The sequence below is a fragment of the Kitasatospora sp. NPDC127060 genome (assembly GCF_042724935.1).
Taxonomy (GTDB): Bacteria; Actinomycetota; Actinomycetes; order Streptomycetales; family Streptomycetaceae; genus Kitasatospora.
On record NZ_JBHXEG010000034.1, the window covers coordinates 39,575 to 65,589 of the forward strand.

Below are 26,015 nucleotides of genomic sequence, written 5' to 3' on the forward strand. Positions count from 1 at the left end.
CCGGCCGGCGGATCAGCCCTCGTCGGTCGCGGTGGTCTTGGCCGCCGCGGTCTTCTTGGCCGCCGTCTTCTTCGCCGCCGCCGTCTTGGTGGTGGTGGTCTTCTTCGCGGCCGCCTTCTTGGCGGCGGTCTTGGTCGCGGCCGTCTTGGTGGTGGTGGTCTTCTTGGCCGCGGCCTTCTTCGCCGGGGCCTTCTTCGCCACCTTCTTGACCGGCCCGCGGGCCCGCTTCTCGGCGAGCAGCTCGTAGCCGCGCTCCGGCGTGATGGTCTCGACCTCGTCGTCCTTGCGCAGCGTGGCGTTGGTCTCACCGTCGGTCACGTACGGGCCGAAGCGGCCGTCCTTGACCACCACCGGGCGCTCGCTGACCGGGTCGGTGCCCAGCTCCTTGAGCGGCGGGGCGGCGGCGGCCCGGCCGCGCTGCTTGGGCTGGGCGTAGATCGCCAGCGCCTCCTCGAGGGTGATCGTGAAGAGCTGGTCCTCGCTGGTGAGCGAGCGCGAGTCGGTGCCGCGCTTGAGGTACGGGCCGTAGCGGCCGTTCTGCGCGGTGATCTCGGCGCCCTCGGCGTCGGTGCCGACCACGCGCGGCAGCGAGAGCAGCCGCAGCGCGTCCTCCAGGGTGACGGTGTCCAGCGACATCGTCTGGAACAGCGAGGCGGTGCGCGGCTTGACCGCGTTCTTGCCGGTCTTCGGGGTGCCCTCGGGCAGGATCTCGGTCACGTACGGGCCGTAGCGGCCGTCCTTGGCGACCAGCATGTTGCCGCTGACCGGGTCCGGGCCGAGCTCGAAGTCGCCGCTGGGCTTGGCCAGCAGCTCCTCGGCAAGCTCGACGGTCAGCTCGTCCGGCGGCAGGTCGTCCGGGATGTCGGCGCGCCGGCCGGGCTCGCCCTCGACGGCGGAGGCGCGCTCGACGTACGGGCCGTAGCGGCCGACCCGCAGGGTGAGGTCGTCGCTGATCCGGAACGAGCTGATCTCCCGGGCGTCGATCGCGCCGAGGTCGGTGACCAGTTCCTTCAGACCGCCCAGGTGGTCCCCGTCGCCGTTGCCGGCCTCGGCGGCGGCTCCGGCCGCGCCCTCACCCTCGCCGAAGTAGAAGCGCTTCAGCCACGGCACGGACTGCGCCTCGCCGGCGGCGATCCGGTCGAGGTCGTCCTCCATCCTCGCGGTGAAGTCGTAGTCGACCAGCCGGCCGAAGTGCTTCTCCAGCAGGTTGACCACGGCGAAGGAGAGGAAGGACGGGACGAGCGCCGTGCCCTTCTTGAACACGTACCGGCGCTGGATGATCGTGTCGATGATCGACGCGTAGGTGGAGGGGCGGCCGATCTCCCGGTCCTCCAGCTCCTTGACCAGCGAGGCCTCGGTGTAGCGGGCCGGCGGCTTGGTGGCGTGGCCCTCCGGGGTGATCCGCTCGGCGGCCAGCGGGTCGCCCTGGGTGACCTGCGGCAGCCGGCGCTCGCGGTCGTCGAGCTCGGCGTTCGGGTCGTCGGCGCCCTCGACGTAGGCCTTCAGGAAGCCGTGGAAGGTGATGATCTTGCCGGAGGCGGAGAACTCGACGTCGCGGCCGTCGGCGGAGGCGCCGCCGACCCGGACGGTGACCGACTGGCCGACCGCGTCCTTCATCTGGGAGGCGACGGTGCGCATCCAGATCAGCTCGTACAGCTTGAAGTCGTCGCCGCTCAGGCCGGTCTCGGCGGGGGTGCGGAAGCGGTCGCCGGACGGGCGGACGGCCTCGTGCGCCTCCTGGGCGTTCTTGACCTTGCTGGCGTAGGTGCGCGGCGCGTCCGGCAGGTAGTCGGCGCCGTAGAGCTGGGTGACCTGCGCGCGGGCGGCGGAGATCGCGGTGTCCGACAGCGTGGTGGAGTCGGTGCGCATATAGGTGATGAAGCCGTTCTCGTACAGCTTCTGGGCCACCTGCATGGTCCGCTTCGCGCCGAAGCCCAGCTTGCGGCTGGCCTCCTGCTGGAGCGTGGTGGTGCGGAACGGCGCGTACGGCGAGCGGCGGTAGGGCTTGGACTCGACGCTGCGGACGCTGAACGCGGTCTGCTCCAGGGCGGCGGCCAGCTGCCGGGCGGCCTGCTCGTCCAGGTGCAGGGTGTTGGTGCTGCCCGCCTTGAGCTGCCCGTCCGGGCCGAAGTCGCGGCCGCTGGCGATCCGCTTGCCGTCGACCGCGGCCAGCCGGGCGCCGAAGGTCTCCGGGTTGGCGGAGTCGGCCGGGGTGCGGCCGGTGCCGAAGGTGCCGACCAGGTCCCAGTACGAGGCGGTGCGGAAGGCCATCCGCTCGCGCTCCCGCTCGACCACCAGACGGGTCGCCACGGACTGCACCCGGCCCGCCGACAGCTTCGGCATGACCTTCTTCCACAGCACCGGCGAGACCTCGAAGCCGTAGAGGCGGTCGAGGATGCGGCGGGTCTCCTGGGCGTCGACCAGGCGCTGGTTCAGCTCGCGCGGGTTGGCCACCGCCTCCTGGATCGCCGACTTGGTGATCTCGTGGAACACCATCCGGTGCACCGGCACCTTGGGCTTGAGCACCTGCTGGAGGTGCCACGCGATGGCCTCGCCCTCGCGGTCCTCATCGGTGGCGAGGAAGAGCTCGTCGGACTCCGCGAGCAGCGACTTCAACTTGCTGACCTGGGACTTCTTGTCCGCGTTGACCACGTAGATGGGCGCGAAGTCGTGGTCCACGTCCACGCCGAGGCGGCGCACCTCGCCGGTGTACTTGTCCGGCACCTCAGCCGCGGTGCTGGGCAGGTCGCGGATGTGCCCGACGCTCGCCTCGACGATGTAGCCGGGGCCCAGGTAGCCCTTGATCGTCTTCGCCTTGGCCGGCGACTCGACAATGACGAGTCGCTGTCCGTGCGCGGTCTCGCTGCTCGGGGACACCTTCGCTCTTCTCTCCCGGTCCATATGTGGCTGGTCGGCGCCGGCAGCACGGGCTGCACTCCGCCCGCCCCTCCACCGTCCCGGGGTCGCCGCTTGACGACACCCCACCAGCGGAGTGTGACCGTACCCCGGCCACCCTTGTCAAACGGACGGATCCCGCTTCTTCGCTTGCCGGACTCGCCGACGCCACTCGAACGGTAACCCGATGACGGAGGTTCGCGCCCCGCGGAGGGGGGCTTCGGCAGGTTCCGGAGGATGGAATGACGGATTTCAAGATCTGTCAACGGAAAAATCGGCGCGCTTGCGGTATCGCGCTCCCCGGATCACGCCGCCATGGCCGACGGAAGCCGGACCGAACAGGCCAGAACGGGACGGGACCGGACAGTACGGGCCGAGTCGGGTCGGGCGGGCAGGGCGGGCAGGCCCGGTACCGAATCCGGACGGGCCGACCGCAGCCCCTCGGCCGACGCCGCCTCAGCGACCGACCGCCGCCAGCAGCCCGGCGCCCGCCGCCAGACACACCACGCCCAGCGCGCTCCACAGCAGGTCCACGGCCGGCGCCCGGCCGACCTCCCCCGCCGCCAGCACCGCCCGGCAGGGCCGGTCCGGGTCGTAACGGATCCGCACCGCGGCACCGGGCGCGAACCGTTCCGGACGGCGCAGCGGGGTGTGCCCGCGCGGCCGGGTCAGCACCAGCTCCGCGATCCGGGCGGCGCCGGACCCACCGGAGCCCGGCGGCACCGAGAAGGAGAGCAGCGGCGCACTGTCGAGCTGGCCGTGCACGTCGTTCTCGGCCACGACCGTGGCCACCACCGGCACCCCCAGTCGGCGCACCCGGTGGCGAAGGCGCACTTCGGCGGCGCACCAGAGCAGCAGCGCGCCACCGAACAGGACGAGCACCAGCCCGCCCACGGTCGCCGTCGTCGTGTCCACCCCTGGCCCCCGGATCCCCGACTCTGTCCACAGCCTGTGGACAGAGCCTCACAGCATCCGACCAACGGAGGACGGCCGGACGGGGACCGCCGGACGAACCAGGGAGTACGGGCGGGTGAACCAGCGGGTGCCCGCACGGCACCGCACCAGACGACATCGCACCCCACGGCACCGCAGCACACGGCACCGCACCACACTGCGTCGCACCACACGGCGTCGCAGCACGCTGGGCTCACCGCACGGGCTCACCGCACCGGGGCGATGAATCCCTGCTCGGTCAGCAGCCGGAGCGACTCCGGCACCCGGTCCCGCAACACCACCCGGTCCTCGCCCAGCAGGTGCGCGATGGCGTCCACGATCTCGCCCGCCGACAGCGTCCCGTCGCAGACCCCGACGAACCCGGCACCCACGGTGTCCACCTTGGTGGCCCGCCGCATGCCCCGGTTGTGACGCAGCACCACGTGCTCGGGGTCCTCCGCCCCCGGCGCCCCGACCTGCTCCTGGACCACCTCGTCGGCCAGCACGTAGCGGGCCGCCAGCAGACCCGCGTCGTCGTGCGAGCGCAGGAAGTCCTGCCGGTCGAACCACTCGTCGATGTGCGGGCCGAGCGGCTGCTCCACCGGGTGCGGCCACTCCTCCACCCGGACGGTCGGGCTCTCGGCGCCGCTCGCCCGCAGGGTGATCCAGCCCATCCCGATGCCCTCGATCCGGCCCGCCTCGAAGGCGTCCAGCCACTCGCCGTACCGGGCCTGGTAGTCGCCGCCCGGGCCCCGGTGGTCGCCGCCGTCGCGCAGCCACAACTCGGCGTACTGGGCCACGTCCTGGACCTCGCGCTGGACGATCCAGGCGTCCAGCCCGGTGCCCGCCACCCAGCCGGCCAGCCGCTCCTGCCAGTCCTCGCCCTCGACGTGCTGCCAGTTGGCGAGCAACTGGCAGTAGCCGCCCGGCTCCAGGTGCTCGGCGGCCGAACGCACCAGGCTGCGGCACAGGTCGTCCCCGGCCATGCCGCCGTCCCGGTAGGTGAACCGGCCGGCCGGCGAGATGACGAACGGCGGGTTGGAGACGATCAGGTCGAACTTCCGCTCCCCGACCGGCTCGAAGAGGCTCCCGGTCAGCACCTCGGTGTTCTCGAACCCGGACAGCGCCAGGGTCAGTTCGGTGAACCGCAGGGCGCGCGGGTTGAGGTCGGTCGCGGTGACGCTCCCGGCGTGCCGGGCCGCGTGCAGCGCCTGCACCCCGGAGCCCGAACCGAGGTCCAGGGCCGCCCGGACGGGCCGCCGCACGGTGATGTTGGCCAGCGTGGTGGACGCCCCGCCGACCCCCAGCACCAGGTCCTTGCGGGCCACCCCGTGCGCGGTCTCGCCGGAGCCGATCCCGCCCGCGCCACCGACCGCGCACCCCAGGTCGGAGACCACCCAGGCGTCGGAACTGGGCATCCCGGCAACCTCGTTGGCGTACGGTCGGACGTCCACCGTGGCCCGCACCTGGTCGCCGTCCGGGCGCAGCCAGCCGTCCGCCAGGCAGTCCTCCACCGGCAGCGCGGCCGCCGCCGCCCGGTACGGCACCGGCTGCTGCAGCAGGAACAGCCGCACCAGGGTCTCCAGGGGGCTGCCGCCGCGCGTCACGCGCAGTGCCGGGACCGCCTCGCTACGGGCCAACGCCGCGTAGGCGGTGGGCCCCAGCAGGTCGAGGCAACCGTCGGCGGTGAACGAGGCGGCCAACAGCGCCTCGCGCAGCTTGGCCAGACGGGTCGGGTCGAGAACGGGGCTACTGATCACCCCGCCATTGTCCCCCGCTCCGCCCCGCCCCGGCCCCACCGGCCAGGCAGGGCGGGCCGCCGCACCCCTCGGACCGGGAGCCCCACGGCTCCACCACCCCCGCCCGGGAGCACGATCCAGCGACCCACGCCCCCGCCCAGACCGACGCGCCCCGCCGCTCGGAACCCCGACATCGGCCCGGGGCGCGGCGCCCGCCACCGCAACGGGTACGACGCCGGAGGCCGGGGACGCTGCTGCGAACGCCCCCGGCCTCCGGCTGCCGACTCCTCCCGGCTCCTCCCGGTTCCTCCCGGTGCCCTCGATCAGCTCGCGCTCGGGGCCGGGCCGGCCGGGGTCGAGGCCGGAGCCGACGGGGAGCCGGCGCCGCCCGCCGAGGGGGTGGCCGCCGGGCTCGCGCTGTCCGTCGCACCCGGCGCGGGGCTGCCGCTGGGGGCGCCGGCCGAGGCGGACGCACCGGCACTCGGGGTGGCGCCCGCGCTCGGCGCGGTCGAAGCGCCACCGGCGCCGCCGCTCGCCCCGGCACTCGGGCTGACCTGGGAGGGCTTGCAGCCTTCCTGCTTGGCCATCGCCGCACCGAGGTCACCGCGCTGCAGCTTGCTCTGCGCCTGGGTGGACAGCGAGGTCATCTGCTGCAGCTTGTCGGAGACGCTGTGCAACGCGTCCGCGAACTTCGCCTGGTCGTCGGTGGGCAGCGCATCCAGCTTCTTCTGGACGTCCTGGTAGCCGTCGGCGGCCTTCTTCAGCTCGTCGACGGTGTCCTTCTGCAGGGCCGCGCCGTTGTCGACCTTCGGCGCACCGGCCGCGTCGATCGCGGCCGCGATGTCCTGGTTGGTCTTGGCCAGTCGCCCGATGTCCGTCGAGAGCCGGGTCTTCAGGTCGGCCGGGGACTCACCGGTCTTCACCTGTGCGGTGTCGGCGAGCGCGGCCTGCGACTGGGCGATCGGGTCCTTGGCCGCGCCGCAGACGTTCGACGCCCAGGACTCCAGCTGCTTGCTGTTGTCGTCGCCGCCACAGCCGACGGCGCCGAACGCGAGCAGCACGCCGAGAGCGGGTACGGCCAGCAGTCGCTTGTTCACCGGGAGAAGCCTTTCGGTTCGGTCGTCTTCGGTCGTCGAACCTACACGGCCGTCACCGAGCACCCGGTTCCCGGCTGCCCTGCTCCCGGTCCGCCCCACCCCGGACTCCCGCCCCCGAACTCCCGCCCCCGGCACCGCGACCCGGGCCGCCGTCCGCCCCGCCCCGGCGCCGCTCAGGCCCGCTCGACCCGGATCGGATCGCCCGGCCGAACGGTCCGCAGCACCCGCGCGTCCCCGTCCAGCAGACCGAGGATGTTGCAGGGGCTGGCCAGCCGGCACTCGCCGTCATGCGAGATCGGGGTGGGGCCGTACGGCAGCGCGAGGCTGTCACCGTCCGTCCAGAACGCGACCGTGCCCGGCTCGACCACCTGCCGGGCACCGTCCTCCCGCGCCACGCTGACGGGCGTGCCGAAGTAGACCTCCTCGCCCCAGGTGCCGGCCGTCGAACTGATCGGCAGCTCGGCCCAGAGCGCCTCGGTGGTGGGGGTGGCCGCCAGCGTGGCGGTGGCCTGACCGGCCGGCCACAGGATGCGTATCCGCATGTGCTTCCTCTTCCGCGACAGGTCCGATCGAGGACCGGACCCGGTCGTGCCGGAAGCAGCGAACCGCCAGGCTCAACAATTTGTCAACGCGCGCCCAGGGAGCGGAATGCCGGGCACGGCGCAGCAGCTGCCCCGGCCGCGCAGGCACACCGGCCCGCCGAGCCCGCGCGGGAACGCCGAGCACGCGTGGAACGATGAGCCCGCGCGGGAACGCCAGACCCGCGCGGAACAGTGAGCCGTGAGCCGTGAGCCGTTCGGCGCCGTCAGACCGCGACGGAGGCGGCCGAGAGGGGCCAGCTCATCCGGATCACGCCGCCGTCGGCGCCATTGGTGACCTCCAGGTCCTCGACCAGACCGGTGATCACGGCGAGGCCCAGGGTGTCCTCGTCCGGGTCGCCGCCCTCGGCGGCGTCGGGGGCCGGGGCGACGGCGGGGCCGGCCTCGTCCTCGACCTCGATGAGGAAACGCTTCTCCTGGTCGGTCAACGCGACCCGCACCGTGCCGCCGATCCCACCACGCTGGTGAAGACCGACCGCACGGGAGCACGCCTCACCGACCGCGAGCCGTACCTCGTCGAGCACCGACTCGTCGACCCCGGCCCGTCTGGCGACGGCCGCGGCGACCAACCGGGCCGTCCGCACGTGCTCGGGAAGCGCGCTGAATCGAAGTTCGACGGTTGCCATCTCTCCCCCTCGGGGTGCTCCGACCGGGGCCGACAGTGCGGCCCCGCGGACCGGTTCGACCGGCCCTGAGGCGCCCGGGGAGCACGGGGCCACGCGGGCCCCTGCACCCCGGACGCGTGGAACGGGCGGGCCGGCCACGTGGACCGGCCCGGACGCGTCAGTCGGTCGCGGCGACCGCGTCGTCCACCGAGGTGTGGATCGGGAAGACCTTGGTCAGACCGGTGATCCGGAAGATCTTGAGAATGCGCTCCTGGTTGCACACCAGGCGCAGCGAGCCCTCGTGGGCACGCACTCGCTTCAGACCGCCGACGAGCACGCCGAGGCCGGTCGAATCGAGGAAGTCGACGCCCTCCATGTCGACGACGAGGTGGTACTTGCCGTCGTTGACGAGCTCGACCAGCTGCTCCCGCAGCTTCGGGGCGGTGTACACATCGATCTCGCCGCCAACCTCGACGACCGTACGATCGCCGACTGCACGGGTCGACAGGGACAGGTCCACGGAACCTCCAGCACCTTGCCTTGCTACGTCATGTGCGATCCTCGGCCGGACGGCCGCAACCGCATGGTCGCGAGCCCGGACGCGCCAAGCCAACGCGTGGCAAGCCTCAGCGCTGCGACCCACGGCCATACGGCCGTCACGGCCACATTCAACCACCTGTGACCATGCCCGCACGATGGCTTACGACGATTCTCCGTCACGCCGGTGACACACTGGGTCCTCATGCCGCCCCGACACAGCCTGCCCGAGGCACTGCTCACGACCCTGTCCGCCAGTCGGGGGCGGGCCGACCGGCTCACCCATACGGAGCACCTTCCCGCCCGACCTGCGCGTTATTCGCCCTGGCCCGACTCGATCCGACCGGAGATCGTCGCCTCGGCCCTGGACGTCGGCGTGGAACAGCCCTGGGCGCACCAGGCAGAAGCGATGAACCTGGCCAAAAGCGGCCAGACTGTGGTGATCGCCACAGGCACCGCCTCGGGCAAGTCGCTGGGCTACCTGGCGCCGGTGCTCAGCGACCTGCTGGACGGCACCGAGGCCCGCAACGGCCGCGGCGCCACCGCGCTCTACCTGGCCCCGACCAAGGCGCTCGCCGCCGACCAGCGCCGCCGCGCCGCCGAACTCGCCCCTCCCCGGGTCCGGGCCGCCCTGTACGACGGTGACACCCCGCCCGAGGAGCGCGAGTGGGTCCGCCAGTACGCCTCCTACGTGCTCACCAACCCGGACATGCTGCACCGCGGCATCCTGCCCGCGCACGCCCGGTGGTCCTCCTTCCTCAAGGTGCTGCGCTACGTGGTCGTCGACGAGTGCCACAGCTACCGGGGCGTGTTCGGTTCGCACGTCGCCCAGGTGCTGCGGCGGCTGCGCCGCATCTGCGCCCGTTACGGTTCGTCACCCACCTTCCTGCTCGCCTCCGCCACCACGGCCGACCCGGCCGCCACCGCCCGGCGGCTGACCGGCCTGCCGGCGGTGGCCGTCACCGAGGACGGCTCGCCGCGCGGGCCGATGGTCTTCGGCCTCTGGGAGCCGCCGCTGACCGAGAACGTCGGCGAGCACGGCGCCCCGGTGCGCCGCACCGCCACCGCCGAGGCCGCGCACCTGCTGACCGACCTGGTCGAACAGCAGACCCGGACCGTCGTGTTCGTCCGCTCCCGGCGCGCCGCCGAACTCGTCGCCCTGCAGACCCAGGACCAGCTGGGCCGACCGCTCGCCGACCGGGTGGCCGCCTATCGCGGCGGCTACCTCGCCGACGAACGCCGGGCCCTGGAGCGCGATCTGCACTCCGGCCGCCTGCTCGGACTCGCCTCCACCTCCGCTCTCGAACTCGGCGTCGACATCTCCGGCCTGGACGCCGTCCTGATGGCCGGTTATCCGGGCACCCGGGCCTCGCTGTGGCAGCAGGCCGGACGGGCGGGCCGTGAGGCCCAGGGCGCGCTGGCCGTCCTGATCGCCCGGGACGACCCGCTGGACACCTACCTGGTGCACCACCCGGAGGCGCTGTTCGCGACGCCCGTCGAGGCCACCGTGCTCGACCCCGACAACCCGCACGTACTCGCCCCGCACCTGTGCGCGGCCGCGGCCGAACTCCCGCTCACCGAAGCGGACCTGGAGCTGTTCGGGCCGTCCACCGCACCCCTGCTGCCGGTGCTGGAACGGCGCGGCCTGCTGCGCCGGCGCACCGACGGCTCCTGGTACTGGACCCGCCGGGAGCGCGCTGCCGACGCCGTCGACCTGCGGGGCAGCGGCGGCAGCCCGGTACAGATCGTGGAGGCGGACACCGGCCGGCTGCTCGGCACGGTGGACGCCGCGGCCGCCCACACCACCGTCCACACCGGGGCCGTCCACCTCCATCAGGGCCGCACCTACCTGGTCCGGGAGCTCGACCTGGAGGACTCGGTCGCCCTGGTCGAACCGGCCGATCCGCCGTACACCACGGCCGCCCGTGACATCACCTCCATCTCCGTCCTCGACACCGACACCACCGTCCACTGGGGCGAGGGCCGGCTCAGCTTCGGCTCCGTGGAGGTGGTCAACCAGGTGGTCGGCTACCTCCGGAAGCGGATCTCCACCGGGGAGATCATGGGCGAGAGCAAGCTCGACCTCCCGCCCCGCACCCTGCGTACCCGGGCGGTCTGGTGGTCCGTCACCGAGGACCAGCTGCTCGACGCGGACCTCCCGCTCGACCGGTTGCCCGGCGCCGCGCACGCCGCCGAGCACGCCTCGATCGGCCTGCTGCCGCTGTTCGCCACCTGCGACCGGTGGGACATCGGCGGCGTCTCCGTCCCGCTGCACCCCGACACCGGGCTGCCCACGGTCTTCGTCTACGACGGCCACCCGGGTGGAGCCGGCTTCGCCGAACGCGGCTTCCAGCGGGCCGCCCAGTGGCTGACCGCCACCCGCGCGGCGATCGCCGCCTGCGAGTGCGAGCGCGGCTGCCCGTCCTGCGTCCAGTCGCCCAAGTGCGGCAACGGGAACGACCCGCTGGACAAGGCGGCCGCCGTCCGGCTGCTGGACGTCCTGCTGGCCGGGGCACCCGGCGCGGGCCCCGTAGCGGACCCCGTACCAGGCGCGTAGCAGTCCCCGTGACGGACTCCGAGGCGGGTCCGGACAGTGGAGCGCCGGCCGCTTCATGGGGCCGCCGTCCCGTCGGTGACCGTCGCGTCCACCGCGCCGCCCCGCACCCCGCCGAGACCGCCCTCGGCCGTGGTGGCCGGGGCCCGGACCGGTCCGGCCCGCGCGCTCGCCCGCGCCGGACCGAACGGCAGTCGCCACGGGAGCCCGCCGACCTCGACCTCGGCCACCACCTCGACGGCATCCGCCGAGCGGTCCACCGCGCAGGACACCAGTCCGGCGCCCTGCGCCGCGGCGATCCCGACGGCCCGACCGCAGCCGCCGTCCGGGTCCAGCAGCAGCCGGTCCGCGGCCGCCAGGGCCGCCAGGTCGGCGGCCGACTCGGCCCGGTGCCGGGCGGCGACCACCGCACCGACCGCGATGGTCGCGGCGAAGACCGCCGTACCCAGCATCGCCAGGGCCAGCAGCCAGACCGTCGCCGAACCCGTGTCCGCCGCGTACCCGTACCTGCCGGGCGCGGCCGCCCGAGCGGCGCGGACCCGCGCCGGCCACTGCGCTGCCCGTCGGGCGCCGGTCAGCCGGGCCACGGACCGCCACCTCCCTCCGTGGGGCCACCCAGCACGTCCTCCCGCGCGGCCACCGCCATCGCCCCGACCCGGACCGCGAGCAGCCCGCCGAGTCGGCCCGGCGCTGCGGACGGGGCATCCACGTCGACCCGCACCGTGTCCGCCGCGACCACCACCCGTACCCGCGCACCCGGCGGGGCCGCCGCGCGGGCGAGCCCCTCGGCGTCCGGCTCCCCGCGTGCGGCCGCCCTGGCGCCGATCCGAGCCGCGTCCACGCAGGTGATCTGCGCGGCCGCCGCGAGTACGCCCCAGATCAGCATCGCCGCGAGCAGGACGAGCGCGGGCAGCACCACCGCCGTCTCCGCCGTGACGAAGCCCGCGTCGCCACGCCGCCCCGGCCCCGGACGCAGCCGCAGCCGCAGCCGCAGCCCCGTCCGGGGCCGCCCTCGGCTTCGCCGAGTGGCGGGGCTTCGCGGACCAGCGCTACGTCGCATGGAGCGCCCGTTCCAGCATCTCGGTCAGCGCCCCGGTGATGGCCGCACTGGTCACCACCTTGTACAGTCCGGCCGCGAGGGCGCACGCGCCCAAGGTCCCGACGGCGTATTCGGCCGTGGTCATCCCGGCGTCCGACCGTCGGCGCTGAACCGCCCGGACCATCCGACGCACTCGACGCACCCGACGCACGGCCCCGCGGCTGTTTCGCCACCACGCCCCCGACACGTGCCGCAGCGGGCACCCGGCGACCGGCCTGATCATGATCACTGCAGTCATGAGTCTCTCCTCTTCTGCTCACTTCTGAAATCTGTTCTGGCTCTTTCCGGCAGATCTGAGTCCAGGTCCGCCGAACACTCACATCGCTTGCGCAAAGCGGCTGGTGAGACCGATCACCACCGGCACCACCCCGATCAGGACGAAGGCCGGGAGGAAGCAGAGCCCGAGCGGGGCGGTGGCGAACACCGCGGCCCGACGGACCCGGGCATGGGCCGCGCGGGCAGCAGCCGCCCGCTGCGCCTGGGCCAGCCCGATCAGGGGACCGGCCACCGGGGCCCCGCCCAGGCTCGTCCGGACCAGGCAGTGCGCCAGCGGAGCCAGCGAGGGGTGCTGCTCGCCCAGCCGGGTCCAGCACAGCTCCGGCGGGCCCCCCAGGGCCAGTTCGGTCCCGATCGCCACCAGCCTCGGCCCCAGCGGCGCGCCCACACTCCGGCCCACCGCCGTCACCGCCGCCGAGGGCAGCGCCGCCGAGCCGAGACATGCCGCCAACAGCTCCGCGCCAAAAGGGAGCTGTCTGAGCATCAGCTCATCCTCCAGCGCCGCCCGCCGATCCGTCGGCGACCGAGCCCGGGCCGACCACCGATGGACGCCCACCACCGCCAGCACCCCGGCCACCGCTCCGACGCCACCCCCGACCAGCAGCGCCACCGCCAGCCCCGCACCGACCGCCACTGCCACGCGCCGCCGAGGCCCAACTGCTCGTTCCTCCAGACCCGTTCGAGTCCTCCCCTCCTCCCGTTCTCGCTCTCGCTCCCAGGCGAACGTCCGCCGCCCAGCCCTGTGCCACACCGACCTCGCCACTGTCACCGCCACCACCGCAGTCACCGGAAGCCCGGCCGAAGCCCATCCGACTCCCCACATCACCCCACCCCCACTTCGGCACCGAGCGCCCGCAACCGCCCCCTCAGGAGCCCGCGACGCCCGCTCCTGCCCAGATCCGCGCCTTCGGCGCCCCCGGAGGCCTCCAGCCCGCCCCGCCCCGCGACCCGGACGATGCGGGCCGTCCAGAACACCCCCAGTCCCTCCAGGGCCGCCCCCATCGCAAGGCAGCCGAGCCCGGCCGATGTGTGCAGCAGGACCTCCAGCGGACGAGCCCCGAGCGCGCTGCCCAGCAGCAACCCCGCCACCGGCAGAGCGGCCAGGACCGCGATCGTCGCCCGCGGCCCGGCCAGCTCCCCGGTGATCTCCTCCGCCAGCGCCCGCTCACCGCGCAGCGCCTCCGCGACCCGGTCCAGCGCGGCAGCCAGCCCTGAGCCGCCGTCGGAGGCGACCCGCCAGCAGGCCGCGATCGCTGCCGCCCCGCTCCCGCCCGGCAGTTCGGCCAGCAACCGGAGCGCCGCAGGGACGTCACCGCCGTAGCGGCCCGCCGCCAACCGGGCCACCGGCTCTGCACCGAGCCGGCCCAGCGCCTCCGGATCCGCGGCGAGCCGTGCGGTGACCAGGTGCAACGCCTGTTCCGGCGTCGATCCGCTGCGCAACTCCCCGGCCAGCGCGGCGCAGAGCTCCACCACGGCAGCGGCCCGCTGCCCCGCCTCCACCGCCAGCCGCCGCCGCAGCCGCCACCTCCGAAGCGGCAAAACGGCCGGTACGGCCACGAGCACCGGCACCGGTGAGGCGGTGGCCTGTCCGACGACCAACCCCATTGGCAGCACCAACAGTTCAGGTGCCAGCAGCTGCGGAAGCCGACCTCGCGCCCAGCGCACGGCCGCCAGGCCCGGCCCGTGCGCCGGAGGCCCGGCACCCGCCAGCAGCAGCCTGGAGCGGCGCCCACCCGCCAGCTGCCCCTGAGCGGCCCGCCACCCGACAACAGCCAGCAGGCAGAGCATCAGAACCCAGCAGAGCGCGAACTGACTTCGCATCACTTCGATCACCTCCATCTCATCGCTCCTTCCGGCCCCACACCCCGAGCAGCACCAAGGCGGCCGTCGCGCATCCGGCCAGCAGCAGCACGAACCCGATCTCCACCAACCGCAGCTCCCGCGCCGCCTGGGCCGCCACCACCGACACCCCGCTCATGGCGCCCCCGCCCCGAGCACCACCCCGCGCGCAGCCAACAGCCCGACCAGCCGCTCCCAGCCCGCCCCGGGTACCAGCCCACCGGCCGCGGGGAACTCCACCGCCGGAGTGGTCACGGCCAGCCCGTCGCGATCCCCGGCCAGCGTGTGGATCTCCGCCACCCGGCGTCGCCCCGAGCCCGGATCCCGGACCAGGTGCACCACCACGTCCAGCGCGGCCCGCAGTTGGCTGTGCAGCGCCGGCCGGTCGAGCCCGGCGAGCGAGCCCAGGGCCTCCAGGCGGACCGGCACATCCGCCGCCGTGTTGGCGTGGACGGTCCCGCAGCCGCCCTCGTGCCCGGTGTTGAGCGCGGCCAACAGGTCCGAGACCTCGGCCCCGCGGACTTCGCCGATCACCAGCCGGTCCGGCCGCATCCGCAGCGCCTGCCGGACGAGGTCCCGCAGGGTGAACTCGCCCAGCCCCTCCTGGTTCGGCGGTCGGCTCTGCAACCGGACCACGTGCGGATGGGCGGGGCGCAACTCGGCGGAGTCCTCGGCGACCACGATCCGTTCGTCCGGCCCGACCAGTCCGAGCAACGCCGCCAGCAGGGTCGTCTTGCCCGAGCCCGTCCCGCCGGAGACCAGCAGCGACAGCCGCGCCCGCACGATGCCGGCCAGCAGCTCGGCGCCCTCCGGAGGCAGCGCGCCGCCCGCCACCAACTCGTCGAGGGTGAACGGACGGGGCCGGCACACCCGCAGCGAGATGTGGGTGCAGCCGGCCGCGATCGGCGGCAGCACCGCGTGCAGCCGGGTGCCGTCCGGCAGCCGGGCGTCCACCCAGGGCCGGGCGTCGTCCAGGCGCCGCCCGGCCGCGGTGGCCAGCCGGTGGGCCAGCCTCCGCACCGCCTCGGCGTCGGCGAACCGGACTCCGCTGGCTCGGTGCAGGCCGCCGCCACGGTCGACCCACACTTCGTCCGGCCCGTTCACCAGCACGTCCGTGACATCGGGCGCCGCCAGCAGCCGTTCCAGCGGGCCCGCACCCACCAGTTCGGCGCGCAGCGAGCGCACGGTGTCCAACACCTCGTCCCCGCCGAGCGGCGGCCGGGTGGCCCGCAGTACGGCCGCGACCGAGCCCGCCGTCGGGGCGGCCCCGGACTCGGCCAGCCGCAGCCGCACCGCGTCCACCAGCTCCGCCGCCCGCTCCTCGCGGGCCGTCCGGCCGTACGGGCAGGGCCCGTGCTCGGCCTGGGCCGACCCACCGGGCGGCGGCACGCTCCGGAGCAGCCGGTGCTCCCGCGCACCGTCTCCGGGGCCCGTGCCGCCGCCCCGGAGACCTGTCCTGCGCAGACGGACCATCAGTACACACCTCCTCCGACCGCCGGCACCGGCGGCAGTACTTCGTTCAGGAAGGTCGCGCAGAAGCGCGCCAGCGGGCCGCCGTCCCGCATGCCGGGCGGGACACCCTTCTCGACGTCCTCGGCCAGGCCCGGTTCCGGTTCCAGCTCCCCGGCAAGCTCCAGCCGCAGCCCGCGCGCGATCCGGTGCGCCGGGAGCCCGCCGGGACGCACCGGCCGCACCACGGCCCGGACGTCCCCGAGCCGCATCCGCGCCGCCGACGCGACCCGATCGGCTGCCGCAACCGCGCGCAGTTCGGCCGGGACCACCAGCAGCGCCAGGTCTGACTGCTCCAGCGCCTGCCCGGCGGCGGCGTCCAGGTGGCGAGGCACGTCGACCACCACCAGACCGCCGCGCCGCCGGGAGGCGGCCAGCACGCTGCGCATGGCCTCCGGCGGCACCGCCAAGGTGTCGCCGCGGTCCCAGGACAGGCAGGACAGCGCGGACAGCCGTTTGAGGGCCGGCAGCGCCCGCACCAGCTCGGCCCCGCTGACCCGCCCTCGCGAAGTGGCCAGGTCGGGCCAGCGCAGCCCGCGGGCCGTCTCGCCGCCGAGCAGGACGTCCAAGCCCCCGCCCAGCGGATCACCGTCGAGGAGCATGGTCCGCCGCCCCGTCCGCGCGGCGGTGACCGCGAGGGCGCAGGCCAGGGTCGAGGCTCCGGCCCCGCCCCGGCCGCCGAGCACGGCCACGGTGACCGCCGGGGAGCCGACGCCTTCGGCCGCGTCCGCGATCCGGTCCAGTAGCCAGGCCTCGGCATCGGGCAGGAACAGCACGTGCTCCGCGCCGAGTTGGACGGCTCTGACCCAGACCCCGGGGTCATCGAGGTCCAGCCCGAGCAGCAGCACCCCGCCGCGCCTGCCGAGCCCGGCGCAGTGTTCCGCCTGGTCGTCCCCGACCAGGACCAGCGGGGCGCCCTCCCACAGCTCGCGCGGCGGCGGCGCGCCCCTGATCAGCCGCGGCTCGGTGCCCGCCGCCGCGCAGACCCGCAGCAGGTGTTCGGCCAGGGCCTCGTCCCCGGTGACGACGAGCGGCCCGGCGGCCGCAGGGCCCTCAGCGGTGACGTGGTCGGCGATCGGTGTCGACATGGTGTGCTCCCCTCTGCGCCGCCGGCCACCAGGGGCGGCTGCGGCGCGCGTCGGACGGTTCGGGCGGACGGCCGCCAGACAGACCTCTGGGAGAGGAAGGGGGATGAGGCCCTGCCCGGCGACCGCCGCCGACCATCACGGTGGGGGGAGATCAGGATTCCGTCATCCGAGTTCCGATTGCCTGTGGATAACTCGTGGGCTGTGGATGAAAACGTTCACCCGGGCGGGGGGCTATTCGGCGAAGAATTGACGAAAGGGGATCACGGAGATGAACCGGCCGCCCGCTGGACCCAGGCTCGACCGCCTTCCCGGCACCCCTTCACCGCCATCCCCGCCGGTCACCGGCACCGCCCCGCGGAGCCGATCGGAACCAGCCGTCCGCCCCGTGCATGACATGAGCAAACGGCGACGCAGAGTGACGAAAGGTGGTGGACGGACGGAGCCGTCGACACCACCTGTACACCCTCGGAAGAGGCCCCCGCAGAGCCGCCGCGAAGGGCCTTCAAGGCCTGAAAATGGCCCCGGACGTGCGACGACCCCCGCCGGGGGGGAGAGCGGGGGTCGTCTATCCACAGCCCGACTCGGGGGGGAGGAGCCGGACCGGGTTAGCACGGTCGCGAACGATCCGTGACTTCCATGGTGTACCCGAGCGGCCAGAAACACAAACCCGCACGCCCGTGAGTACACCGAATGGCGGGGTGTTTTGTGGCTCCCTCTATCCTCGGTTCCCGTGGACACCACCGAGAACGCCGACGACCACGCCGACGAGTCCCAGGGCGGCCCCACCGGGCCCGGGGAGCCGAGCGCACCAGCCCGCCCCCGGCCGAACGGACAGCGGACGGCCGCCTTCTTCGACCTCGACAAGACCATCATCGCCAAGTCGAGTGCGCTGGCTTTCAGCCGCCCCTTCTACCAGGGCGGTCTGATCAACCGTCGGGCCGTGCTTCGCAGTGCGTACGCCCAGTTCGTCTTCCTGGTCGGCGGTGCGGACCACGACCAGATGGAGAAGATGCGCGAGTACCTCTCCGCGCTCACCCGGGGCTGGAACGTCCAGCAGGTCCGCGAGATCGTCGCCGAGACGCTGCACAACCTGATCGATCCGATCATCTACGACGAGGCCGCCTCCCTGATCGAGCAGCACCACGCGGCCGGCCGGGACGTGGTGATCGTCAGCAGCTCCGGCTCCGAGGTGGTCGAGCCGATCGGCGAACTGCTCGGCGCGGACCACGTGATCGCCACCCGGCTCAAGGTCGAGGACGGCTGCTACACCGGCGAGATCGAGTACTACGCCTACGCCGAGAACAAGGCGGCGGCCATCCGGGAGTTGGCCGGGACGGAGGGCTACGACCTGGCCCAGTCCTACGCCTACAGCGACTCCTCGACCGACCTGCCGCTGCTGGAGGCGGTCGGGCACCCCTCGGCCGTCAACCCCGACCGCGCGCTCCGCAAGGAGGCGCAGGCCCGGGAGTGGCCGGTGCTGGTCTTCGACCGGCCGGTGCAACTGCGCCGCCGGCTGCCCGAGTTCTCCGCGCCGAGCGGTTCGGTGCTGACCGCCGTGGCGATCGGGACGGCTGCCATGACCGCCGGGGTCATCTGGTACCTGGCAAGACGCCGCCGCCCCACGGCCTGAGGCACTCAGCAGGAAGCCGCGATCTAGCACGAAAGCTACTGAAACGGGCATGTCGCCACAGACTTCCCGTTTCGGGTTCCCCTTTCGGCCGAAACGCGATACAAAGGAAGCACGGCCCGCGAGACCCGGTCAGGACCGAAGAGGTCAAACCGACAACGCAGTTCAGGCCCCACGGACCGCACGTACAGATATCCGAGCACCCACATGCAGCCGACCCGCTGTCGGGCCGCCGGACCAGACGAACGGGCAGGATCCCCGTCTGATCGGCACTTCCGGTGCATGCTTGGTCACTCGGTATCTGCACCAGCGGCGGCACCCAGCAGGACCAGGTGCCGCCGCATCTTCGTGTCCGCGGCGCCCTCGGACCGGCCCAGGACTCAGGCCATCCCGCGCTGCATCGCCTCGCAGACCGCCGTGCTCTCCCGCACCCCGAGCCGCAGCGCCCGTCCGCAGTGGGCGATCCAGGCCGCCATCCCCTCGGGCGTGCCCGCCAGGTAGCCCGCCAGGGCGCGCCGGTAGGTGTCGGTGCCGAGCTCGGCCAGACCGACCTCGGCGGGGCAGATCGACTTCGGGTCGAGGCCCTCCGCGATCAGCACGATCCGCTGGGCAGCGCGCGCGATCAGCCCGTTGTGGGCACCGAACGGCCGCAGGGCGAGCAGTTCGCCGTGCACCACCGAGGCGACCACCAGGGCCGGGGTGCCCACGCCCTGGCCCTCGACACGGGCCACCAGCAGCCGGGAGAGCTGGTCCAGCCGGGCCGCCACCTCCTCCGCGCCGGGCGCGGGCGGCAGTACGGGCAGCGGTCCGTCCACGGCTTCCACATCGACGCTCTCCACCGGCTCGAGCTCCAGCGGGAACAGCTCTTCGGCGGCCTCCCCCGCCCGACGCGGCCGGCCGGCGGCCGGGTCGGCGTCGCCGACCGCGAGCAGGTGCAGCCGGGCCAGCACCTGCAGCGGCGAGTGCCGCCAGATGCTGAGCAGCTGACCCGCCTCGGCGGCGATCCGCAGGGCGGCGCCGACCGTACGGGCCTCGGCGTCCGCGCTGAAGTCGGTGCGGCGGCGGACCTCCTCCAGCGGCCAGTCGGCCCCGGCCACGGCTGCCGACGCACGGGCGCCGCGCAGCGCGGACTCGGAGGTGACCTCGGCCGCACGGCGGCGCATCACCCGGTGGCCGTAGAGCCGGTCGACGGCCTTGCGCACCTCGGCCACGGCGTCGGGCACCCCGGGGAGCTGTGCCAACGGGGCGAGGGGATCTGTTCCAGTGCTCACCTACCCGAGAGTAATGAACGGGCGGCCCCTCCAGGAACAGCAACCCCGCATCACCCGTTAGAGGCAATCCTCACTTCCCTCCCCCGGCGGAGCCCAACCCCCGGCTAGCATGGCCACTATCGGAGACGATAACGATTTCCAGTTAGGGGTGCCCCCACACGCGCCCCTGAGCACGCGGCCCGCCCCCAGGGCCCAGAGCGAGAGCCGGAGCCCCAGATGAAGATCGCCTTCGTCGGCAAGGGCGGCAGCGGGAAGACCACGCTGTCCGCACTGTTCATCCGCCACCTGGCCGCCATCGGCCGCCCGGTCATCGCCGTCGACGCCGACATCAACCAGCACCTGGGCCCCGCACTAGGGCTGACGGACAGCCAGGCCGCCGACCTGCCCTCGCTCGGCGCGCACCTGCCGGAGATCAAGGACTACCTGCGCGGCAGCAACCCGCTGATCCGTTCGGCCGAAGAGATGATCAAAACCACGCCGCCCGGCCGTGGTTCGCGCCTGCTGCGGATCGTCGAGGAGAACCCGGTCTACACCGCGTGCGCCCGCCCGATCGCCCTGGACGAGGGCTCGGTCCGGCTGCTGGCGACCGGCGCGTTCACCGAGGAGGACCTCGGGGTGGCCTGCTACCACTCCAAGGTCGGCGCGGTGGAACTGCTGCTCAACCACCTGCTGGACGGGCCCGACGAGTACCTGGTCACCGACATGACGGCCGGCTCGGACTCCTTCGCCTCCGGCCTGTTCACCCGCTTCGACCTGACCTTCCTGGTCGCCGAGCCGACCCGCAAGGGCGTCTCGGTCTACCGCCAGTACAAGGACTACGCCCGGGACTTCGGCGTGCAGCTGCGGGTCATCGGCAACAAGGTGCAGGGCCCGGACGACCTGGCCTTCCTGCGCCGCGAGGTCGGCGAGGACCTGCTCACCACCTTCGGGCAGTCCGACTGGGTGCGCCGCCTGGAACAGGGCGCCGAGCCGCCGCTGAAGTCCCTGGAGCCGGCCAACCGGGCCGTGCTGGAGGAACTGCGGGCCGAGGCCGAGGCGGCGTACGGGCTACGCGACGCGCGCCGTTACACCGAGCAGGCCGTGCTGTTCCACCGGCGCAACGCGGAGAGCTGGGCCAACGCCAAGACGGGCGTCGACCTCGCGACCCAGGTGGACGAGGACTTCATTCTGGGCGGCTTCCCCGGCGAGTTCGCGGCCGACGGCGCGCCGGCCACCCCCGCGGGAGCCACCGCCTGACGCCATCGCGCACGGCACCGCCAATCGACCGGACGGGTCGCGCCCTCCCCCTCACCCCGGGGAAGGCCGCGGCCCGTTCGCCGTACCGGCCTCCGGCCCGGACAACCGCTCCGCAGCCCGGCCAGAGCCGCCCACCAGCAGATTCCCGTCGGTTCGAATACCACCCAATGGGGTGAACCAGCGAAATTCCACTTCCCTCCGGGAACGACGCTGTGCAAAGCTTTCATTACTCTCGGTTTACCGAGTCTTGATGGCCCGTCCCGACGGCCACGGCGAGACATCCCGCACCTCGCCCCGGCCCCTGGCGGGCCCAGATGGTCAACGCCGGCCGGTGACACCCGCATTCCCCGCCGTGCGCACGCCATCCCGCCACACCGTCGCGACCCACGACAGCCGATCCGCCCCCGAGCCCCACCCCGGACTCACCGCCGGACCTGACTGCGTTCGTTCCCCGGACAGACGGGAAGACCATGACCCTCGACATCTCCAGCGCACCCATCGCCTCCGACACCACCGACCACGCGCCACCGGGCCCCGGCGCCCGGGCCCGGTGGGCGCACGACCTGTCCGCCTCCCTGGTGGTCTTCCTGATCGCCGTGCCGTTCTCCCTCGGCATCGCGCTCGCCACCGGCGCCCCGCTCACCGCGGGGCTGGCCGCGGCGGCCGTGGGCGGCATCGTGGTCGGACTATCCGGCGGCACCCCATTGATGGTCAGCGGCCCCTCCGCCGCGCTGACCGTCATCACCGCCGGGCTGATCGCCCAGTACGGGTGGCGGGCCACGTGTGCCGTCACCGTCGCCGCCGGAATTCTCCAACTCCTGCTCGGCGCACGCCGGGTGGCCCGGACGGCGCTCGCCGTCTCACCCGCGATCGTGCACGGGATGCTCGCCGGAGTGGGGCTCACCATCGCCATCGCGCAACTGCACGTCGTCCTGGGCGGCTCCCCGCAGAGCTCGGCGTTCGCCGACCTCCTCGCACTGCCGGAGCAGTTGGCCGGCCCGCACCCACCCGCGCTGCTGGCCGGCACGGTGACGGTGGCGGTACTGCTGGGCTGGCCGCGACTCGGCCGACTTCCTGGCCGCGCAGGGGAGTTCGGCGCCCGACTGTCCAAGGTGCCCGGCCCGCTGGCCGCCGTGGCCGTCGCCACCACGCTCGCCCTCGCCCTGGACTTGCGGGTCGCCCACATCGAACTGCCCGCCTGGCAGCCGCAGTCGCTCGTGCCCGTGCTGCCGCACGGTTCGCTCGCCGGGGTGCTCGCCGCCGTCCTCACCGTGACCGCCGTCGCGAGCGTGGAGTCACTGCTGTCGGCCGTGGCCGTGGACCGGATGTCCCAGCGCACCGGCGACCTCGATCGCGAGCTGCGCGGACAGGGCCTGGCCAACCTGGTCAGCGGGCTGGTCGGCGGACTGCCGATCGCCGGCGGCGCCGTCCGCAGCACCGCCAACGTGCGGGCCGGCGGGCAGACCAGGTGGGCCTCGGTGCTGCACGGCGTCTGGGTGCTCGCCGCCGCGCTGGCGCTGACCGGCGGGCTGCGCCGGATCCCGCTGGCCGCCCTGGCCGCCCTGGTGCTGGTGGTCGGGCTGCAGATGGTGAGCTTCGCGCACATCCGCAACGTGCACCGGCACCGCGAGTTCCCGGTCTACCTGATCACCCTGCTCGCCGTGGTGGCCTTCGGCGTCCTCTGGGGCGTCGGCCTCGGTGCGGCCACCGCCGTACTGCTCGCGCTGTACCGGCTGACCCGCGCCCACGTGGACGTCGGATCCGGCCCCGACGGCTCGGTCACCGTCCAGACCCACGGACCGCTCACCTTCACCGCCGTCCCCCGGCTGAGCCGGGCGCTGGCCGGGATCCCGGTGGGCGCCGAGGTCACCGTGGTGCACGACGGCTCCTTCCTGGACCACGCCGCGTACGAGACGCTGCACGACTGGCGCACCGGGCATCAGGCCGCGGGCGGGCGGGTCACGATGGTGACGCGGCGCCAGGACGACGAGGTGCTCGACCCCGACGGCACCGTTCGCGCGGGCAGTTCACCGGGCCCGCACCGCTGCCGGGCCTGGACGCCCTGGGTCGGACACCACTGCATCGAGCAGCAGGAGGACCCGCACGGTCGGCTGCTGGACGGCGTCCGGGTGTTCCAGCAGCACACCGCCCCGCTGGTCAGGCCCGAACTCGCCCGGCTGGCCCGGGAGGGGCAGACACCCTCCCAACTCTTCCTGGCCTGCGCGGACTCCCGGATGGTGACCAGCATGATCACCAACAGCGGCCCGGGCGACCTGTTCACCGTCCGGAACGTGGGCAACCTGGTGCCGGCCCCGTTCGAGCCCGGCGCGGCCGACGACTCGGTGGCCGCCGCGGTGCAGTACGCCGTCGAGGCGCTGGAGGTGCGCTCGATCACGGTCTGCGGCCACTCCGGCTGCGGTGCGATGAAGGCCCTGCTGGACGGCGTGCACGAGCGCCCCGGACCGCCCACCCCGCTGACCCGCTGGCTGCGCAACGGCCGCGGCTCGCTGGACCGGCTCCGACGAGCCCCGGCCGAGTTCGCCGACCGGCCGGTGGTGGACCTCGCGGAGCAGCTCTGCCTCACCAATGTGGTGCAGCAGCTGGACCAGCTGATGGCGAATCCGGCGGTGGAGCGCCGGGTCGAGGAGGGCAGCCTGCGACTGGTCGGGATGTACTTCGACTTCGCCACCGCCCAGGCCTACGTCCTCGACCGAGCCGCCGGAACGTTCAGCCCGGTCGAGGCCCGGATGGAAGCGGATTCGGCCGAACGGGTGAGAAACGACGGCCGGCTTCCGGTCGACGGCAGCGAGGAGGGCCCCCAGCTGGCCGCCTGAGAGCCGGGTCCGTGTCTCCGCCGGGCGGGCCGGGGCACGGGCCCACCGGCCATCGCGCGGCCTGCCGCTCCGTGCGGCGGGCTGCGCGGTCAGCCGTTCGATGATCGGTTAAAGGTCTACACCAATTCCAAGGAGCCTCTTGTCAAGTGGCCTGTTCGCCTGGTGAGCTTGTGCGCTGGGACACGCGGGCCGATCCCCACGCACGGGAACGCCCCGGATCATGAACTCGATGAGGAGTGCGCGTTGAGCAACGAGAGCCTGGCCAACCTGCTCAAGGAGGAGCGGCGTTTCGCCCCGCCGGCAGAGCTCGCCGCAGCCGCCAACGTCACCGCGGCCGCGTACGCGCAGGCCTCCGAGGACCGCCTGGGCTTCTGGGCCGAGCAGGCCCGCCGCCTCAGCTGGGCCGTCGAGCCGACCGAGACCCTCGACTGGTCCAACCCGCCCTTCGCCAAGTGGTTCGCCGACGGCAAGCTCAACGTGGCCTACAACTGCGTCGACCGCCACGTCGAGAACGGGCTCGGCGACCGGGTCGCCATCCACTTCGAGGGCGAGCCCGGCGACAGCCGCTCGATCACCTACGCCCAGCTCAAGGACGAGGTCTCGCAGGCCGCCAACGCCCTGCTGGAGCTCGGTGTCCGCAAGGGCGACCGGGTCGCGGTCTACCTGCCGATGATCGCCGAGGCGGTCGTCGCGATGCTCGCCTGTGCCCGGATCGGCGCCACCCACTCGGTGGTCTTCGGCGGCTTCTCCGCCGACGCCGTCGCCTCCCGCATCCAGGACGCCCAGGCCAAGCTCGTCATCACCGCCGACGGCGGCTACCGCCGCGGCAAGCCCTCCGCGCTCAAGCCGGCCATCGACGAGGCACTCACCAAGGTCGACGGCGTCGAGCACGTCCTGGTGATCCGCCGCACCGAGCAGGAGATCGCCTGGACCGAGGGCCGCGACGTCTGGTGGCACGAGATCACCGCGCGTCAGTCCACCGAGCACGCCCCCGAGGCGCACGACGCCGAGCACCCGCTGTTCATCCTCTACACCTCGGGCACCACCGGTAAGCCCAAGGGCATCCTGCACACCTCTGGCGGCTACCTCACCCAGGCCAGCTACACGCACCACGCGGTCTTCGACCTCAAGCCGGAGACCGACGTCTACTGGTGCACCGCCGACATCGGCTGGGTCACCGGCCACTCGTACATCGTCTACGGCCCGCTCTCCAACGGCGCCACCCAGGTCATCTACGAGGGCACCCCGGACACCCCGCACCAGGGCCGGTTCTGGGAGATCGTCCAGAAGTACGGCGTGACGATCCTCTACACCGCGCCGACCGCGATCCGCACCTTCATGAAGTGGGGCGACGACATCCCCGCGAAGTTCGACCTGTCCTCGCTGCGGGTGCTGGGCAGCGTCGGCGAGCCGATCAACCCCGAGGCGTGGATCTGGTACCGCGAACACATCGGCGGCGGCACCTGCCCGATCGTGGACACCTGGTGGCAGACCGAGACCGGCGCCATGATGATCAGCCCGCTGCCGGGAGTCACCGAGACCAAGCCGGGCTCGGCCCAGCGTGCCCTGCCGGGCATCGCGGCCACCGTGGTGGACGACGAGGCCAACGAGGTGCCGAACGGCTCCGGCGGTTACCTGGTGCTCACCGAGCCGTGGCCGTCCATGCTCCGCACCATCTGGGGCGACGACCAGCGCTACATCGACACCTACTGGTCGCGCTTCGAGGGCCGCTACTTCGCCGGTGACGGCGCCAAGAAGGACGAGGACGGCGACATCTGGCTGCTCGGCCGGGTCGACGACGTCATGCTGGTATCGGGCCACAACATCTCCACCACCGAGGTCGAGTCGGCCCTGGTCGGCCACCCGTCGGTGGCCGAGTCCGCCGTCGTCGGCGCCACCGACGCGACCACCGGCCAGGCCATCGTCGCCTTCGTGATCCTGCGCGGCGGCGCCACCGAGAGCCCCGAGCTGGTCGAGGAGCTGCGGGCGCACGTCGGCCGCACGCTCGGCCCGATCGCCAAGCCGAAGCAGATCAAGGTGGTCGGCGAGCTGCCGAAGACCCGCTCCGGCAAGATCATGCGCCGCCTGCTGCGCGACATCGCCGAGGGCCGCGAGGTCGGTGACACCACCACCCTCGCCGACAGCTCGGTGATGAGCCAGATCCAGGCCCAGCTGCCGCCGCACGGCAGCAACAGCTGAGTGCAGTCCTGACGGCCTGACGGCCCGGCACCCGCCGACAGTCGGAGGGTCAACCGGCGGGACGGCCCGAAGGCCGGG

General features: G+C 73.4%; 21 protein-coding genes. 5 read left to right on the top strand and 16 right to left on the bottom strand.

Annotated elements, in window-relative coordinates; translation table 11 throughout:
* Positions 1-12: 12 nt before the first annotated feature.
* From topA to bldG, 7 genes are all read right to left on the bottom strand, one after another.
* Complete coding sequence (gene topA, locus ACFWIS_RS20140; RefSeq protein WP_380451369.1) at positions 13-2,877, bottom strand: type I DNA topoisomerase; 2,865 nt, start codon at positions 2,875-2,877, stop codon at positions 13-15.
* Between the two features lie 474 nt (positions 2,878-3,351).
* Entirely contained in the window at positions 3,352-3,810 is a 459-nt protein-coding gene (locus ACFWIS_RS20145; protein WP_380451367.1) for a DUF3592 domain-containing protein, read from the bottom strand.
* 245 nt (positions 3,811-4,055) lie between these two features.
* Entirely contained in the window at positions 4,056-5,588 is a 1,533-nt protein-coding gene (locus ACFWIS_RS20150; protein WP_380451365.1) for a methyltransferase, read from the bottom strand.
* Positions 5,589-5,890: 302 nt separating this feature from the next.
* Positions 5,891-6,664 (bottom strand): hypothetical protein, encoded by a 774-nt coding sequence (locus ACFWIS_RS20155; RefSeq protein ID WP_380451363.1) that lies wholly within the window; start codon positions 6,662-6,664, stop codon positions 5,891-5,893.
* A gap of 173 nt (positions 6,665-6,837) precedes the next feature.
* Positions 6,838-7,206, bottom strand: coding sequence for a cyclophilin-like fold protein (locus tag ACFWIS_RS20160; RefSeq protein WP_380451361.1), 369 nt, complete (start codon positions 7,204-7,206; stop codon positions 6,838-6,840).
* A 263-nt stretch (positions 7,207-7,469) separates the two neighbouring features.
* Entirely contained in the window at positions 7,470-7,889 is a 420-nt protein-coding gene (locus ACFWIS_RS20165; protein ID WP_380451359.1) for an ATP-binding protein, read from the bottom strand.
* A gap of 157 nt (positions 7,890-8,046) precedes the next feature.
* On the bottom strand, positions 8,047-8,388 hold the full coding sequence (gene bldG, locus ACFWIS_RS20170) for an anti-sigma factor antagonist BldG (protein ID WP_188305076.1): 342 nt from the start codon (positions 8,386-8,388) through the stop codon (positions 8,047-8,049).
* 222 nt (positions 8,389-8,610) lie between these two features.
* Between bldG and ACFWIS_RS20175 the strand changes: the two genes are divergently transcribed.
* Positions 8,611-10,962, top strand: coding sequence for a DEAD/DEAH box helicase (locus ACFWIS_RS20175; protein ID WP_380451357.1), 2,352 nt, complete (start codon positions 8,611-8,613; stop codon positions 10,960-10,962).
* A gap of 53 nt (positions 10,963-11,015) precedes the next feature.
* On the opposite strand, the gene ACFWIS_RS20180 is transcribed toward ACFWIS_RS20175, so the two are convergent.
* The 8 genes from ACFWIS_RS20180 to ssd form a co-directional block, all read right to left on the bottom strand.
* Positions 11,016-11,546, bottom strand: coding sequence for an Rv3654c family TadE-like protein (locus tag ACFWIS_RS20180; RefSeq protein ID WP_380451355.1), 531 nt, complete (start codon positions 11,544-11,546; stop codon positions 11,016-11,018).
* Positions 11,534-11,953 carry a TadE family type IV pilus minor pilin gene (locus ACFWIS_RS20185; protein ID WP_380523943.1) on the bottom strand — a complete coding sequence of 140 codons (420 nt, stop codon included), beginning with the start codon at positions 11,951-11,953 and terminating at the stop codon, positions 11,534-11,536. The genes ACFWIS_RS20180 and ACFWIS_RS20185 overlap by 13 nt, the downstream gene beginning before the upstream one ends.
* A 55-nt stretch (positions 11,954-12,008) precedes the next feature.
* Positions 12,009-12,296: a DUF4244 domain-containing protein gene (locus ACFWIS_RS20190; protein ID WP_380523938.1), complete on the bottom strand. Its 288-nt coding sequence runs from the start codon at positions 12,294-12,296 to the stop codon at positions 12,009-12,011.
* Positions 12,297-12,374: 78 nt separating this feature from the next.
* A complete protein-coding gene (locus ACFWIS_RS20195) occupies positions 12,375-12,818 on the bottom strand; it encodes a type II secretion system F family protein (RefSeq protein WP_380451351.1) in 444 nt (147 codons plus the stop codon).
* 338 nt (positions 12,819-13,156) lie between these two features.
* A complete protein-coding gene (locus ACFWIS_RS20200) occupies positions 13,157-14,173 on the bottom strand; it encodes a type II secretion system F family protein (RefSeq protein ID WP_380451349.1) in 1,017 nt (338 codons plus the stop codon).
* Position 14,174: 1 nt separating this feature from the next.
* Positions 14,175-14,312 (bottom strand): hypothetical protein, encoded by a 138-nt coding sequence (locus ACFWIS_RS20205; RefSeq protein WP_380451347.1) that lies wholly within the window; start codon positions 14,310-14,312, stop codon positions 14,175-14,177.
* Positions 14,309-15,646 carry a TadA family conjugal transfer-associated ATPase gene (locus tag ACFWIS_RS20210; protein WP_380451345.1) on the bottom strand — a complete coding sequence of 446 codons (1,338 nt, stop codon included), beginning with the start codon at positions 15,644-15,646 and terminating at the stop codon, positions 14,309-14,311. Before ACFWIS_RS20210 ends, ACFWIS_RS20205 begins: the two co-directional genes overlap by 4 nt.
* Entirely contained in the window at positions 15,646-16,770 is a 1,125-nt protein-coding gene (gene ssd / locus ACFWIS_RS20215) for a septum site-determining protein Ssd (protein ID WP_380451343.1), read from the bottom strand. The genes ACFWIS_RS20210 and ssd overlap by 1 nt, the downstream gene beginning before the upstream one ends.
* A 730-nt stretch (positions 16,771-17,500) precedes the next feature.
* Between ssd and ACFWIS_RS20220 the strand changes: the two genes are divergently transcribed.
* Positions 17,501-18,400, top strand: coding sequence for an HAD family hydrolase (locus tag ACFWIS_RS20220; protein ID WP_380451341.1), 900 nt, complete (start codon positions 17,501-17,503; stop codon positions 18,398-18,400).
* Positions 18,401-18,777: 377 nt separating this feature from the next.
* Here ACFWIS_RS20220 and ACFWIS_RS20225 read toward each other — a convergent pair whose 3' ends face one another.
* The gene (locus ACFWIS_RS20225) at positions 18,778-19,668 is read right to left on the bottom strand and encodes an oxidoreductase (RefSeq protein WP_380451339.1); all 891 of its coding nucleotides are present in this window, start codon (positions 19,666-19,668) and stop codon (positions 18,778-18,780) included.
* Between the two features lie 216 nt (positions 19,669-19,884).
* On the opposite strand from ACFWIS_RS20225, the gene ACFWIS_RS20230 reads away from it, so the two are divergent.
* The 3 genes from ACFWIS_RS20230 to acs all read left to right on the top strand — a co-directional run bounded on the left by ACFWIS_RS20230 (position 19,885) and on the right by acs (position 25,937).
* Positions 19,885-20,904, top strand: a complete 1,020-nt coding sequence (locus ACFWIS_RS20230; RefSeq protein WP_380451337.1) for an ATP-binding protein — start codon at positions 19,885-19,887, stop codon at positions 20,902-20,904.
* 470 nt (positions 20,905-21,374) lie between these two features.
* Positions 21,375-23,738 (top strand): SulP family inorganic anion transporter, encoded by a 2,364-nt coding sequence (locus ACFWIS_RS20235; protein ID WP_380451335.1) that lies wholly within the window; start codon positions 21,375-21,377, stop codon positions 23,736-23,738.
* A 243-nt stretch (positions 23,739-23,981) separates the two neighbouring features.
* Positions 23,982-25,937 carry an acetate--CoA ligase gene (gene acs / locus ACFWIS_RS20240; RefSeq protein ID WP_380451333.1) on the top strand — a complete coding sequence of 652 codons (1,956 nt, stop codon included), beginning with the start codon at positions 23,982-23,984 and terminating at the stop codon, positions 25,935-25,937.
* Positions 25,938-26,015 lie beyond the last annotated feature (78 nt).

Coding starts and splice junctions, on each gene's coding strand:
- ACFWIS_RS20160 (WP_380451361.1), bottom strand. CDS start 7,206: ATGCGGATACGCATCCTGTGGCCGGCCGGTCAGGCCACCGCCACGCTG.
- ACFWIS_RS20165 (WP_380451359.1), bottom strand. CDS start 7,889: ATGGCAACCGTCGAACTTCGATTCAGCGCGCTTCCCGAGCACGTGCGG.
- ACFWIS_RS20175 (WP_380451357.1), top strand. CDS start 8,611: ATGCCGCCCCGACACAGCCTGCCCGAGGCACTGCTCACGACCCTGTCC.
- ACFWIS_RS20190 (WP_380523938.1), bottom strand. CDS start 12,296: ATGACTGCAGTGATCATGATCAGGCCGGTCGCCGGGTGCCCGCTGCGG.
- ACFWIS_RS20195 (WP_380451351.1), bottom strand. CDS start 12,818: ATGCTCAGACAGCTCCCTTTTGGCGCGGAGCTGTTGGCGGCATGTCTC.
- ACFWIS_RS20200 (WP_380451349.1), bottom strand. CDS start 14,173: ATGGAGGTGATCGAAGTGATGCGAAGTCAGTTCGCGCTCTGCTGGGTT.
- ACFWIS_RS20205 (WP_380451347.1), bottom strand. CDS start 14,312: ATGAGCGGGGTGTCGGTGGTGGCGGCCCAGGCGGCGCGGGAGCTGCGG.
- ACFWIS_RS20210 (WP_380451345.1), bottom strand. CDS start 15,646: ATGGTCCGTCTGCGCAGGACAGGTCTCCGGGGCGGCGGCACGGGCCCC.
- ssd (WP_380451343.1), bottom strand. CDS start 16,770: ATGTCGACACCGATCGCCGACCACGTCACCGCTGAGGGCCCTGCGGCC.
- ACFWIS_RS20230 (WP_380451337.1), top strand. CDS start 19,885: ATGAAGATCGCCTTCGTCGGCAAGGGCGGCAGCGGGAAGACCACGCTG.
- ACFWIS_RS20235 (WP_380451335.1), top strand. CDS start 21,375: ATGACCCTCGACATCTCCAGCGCACCCATCGCCTCCGACACCACCGAC.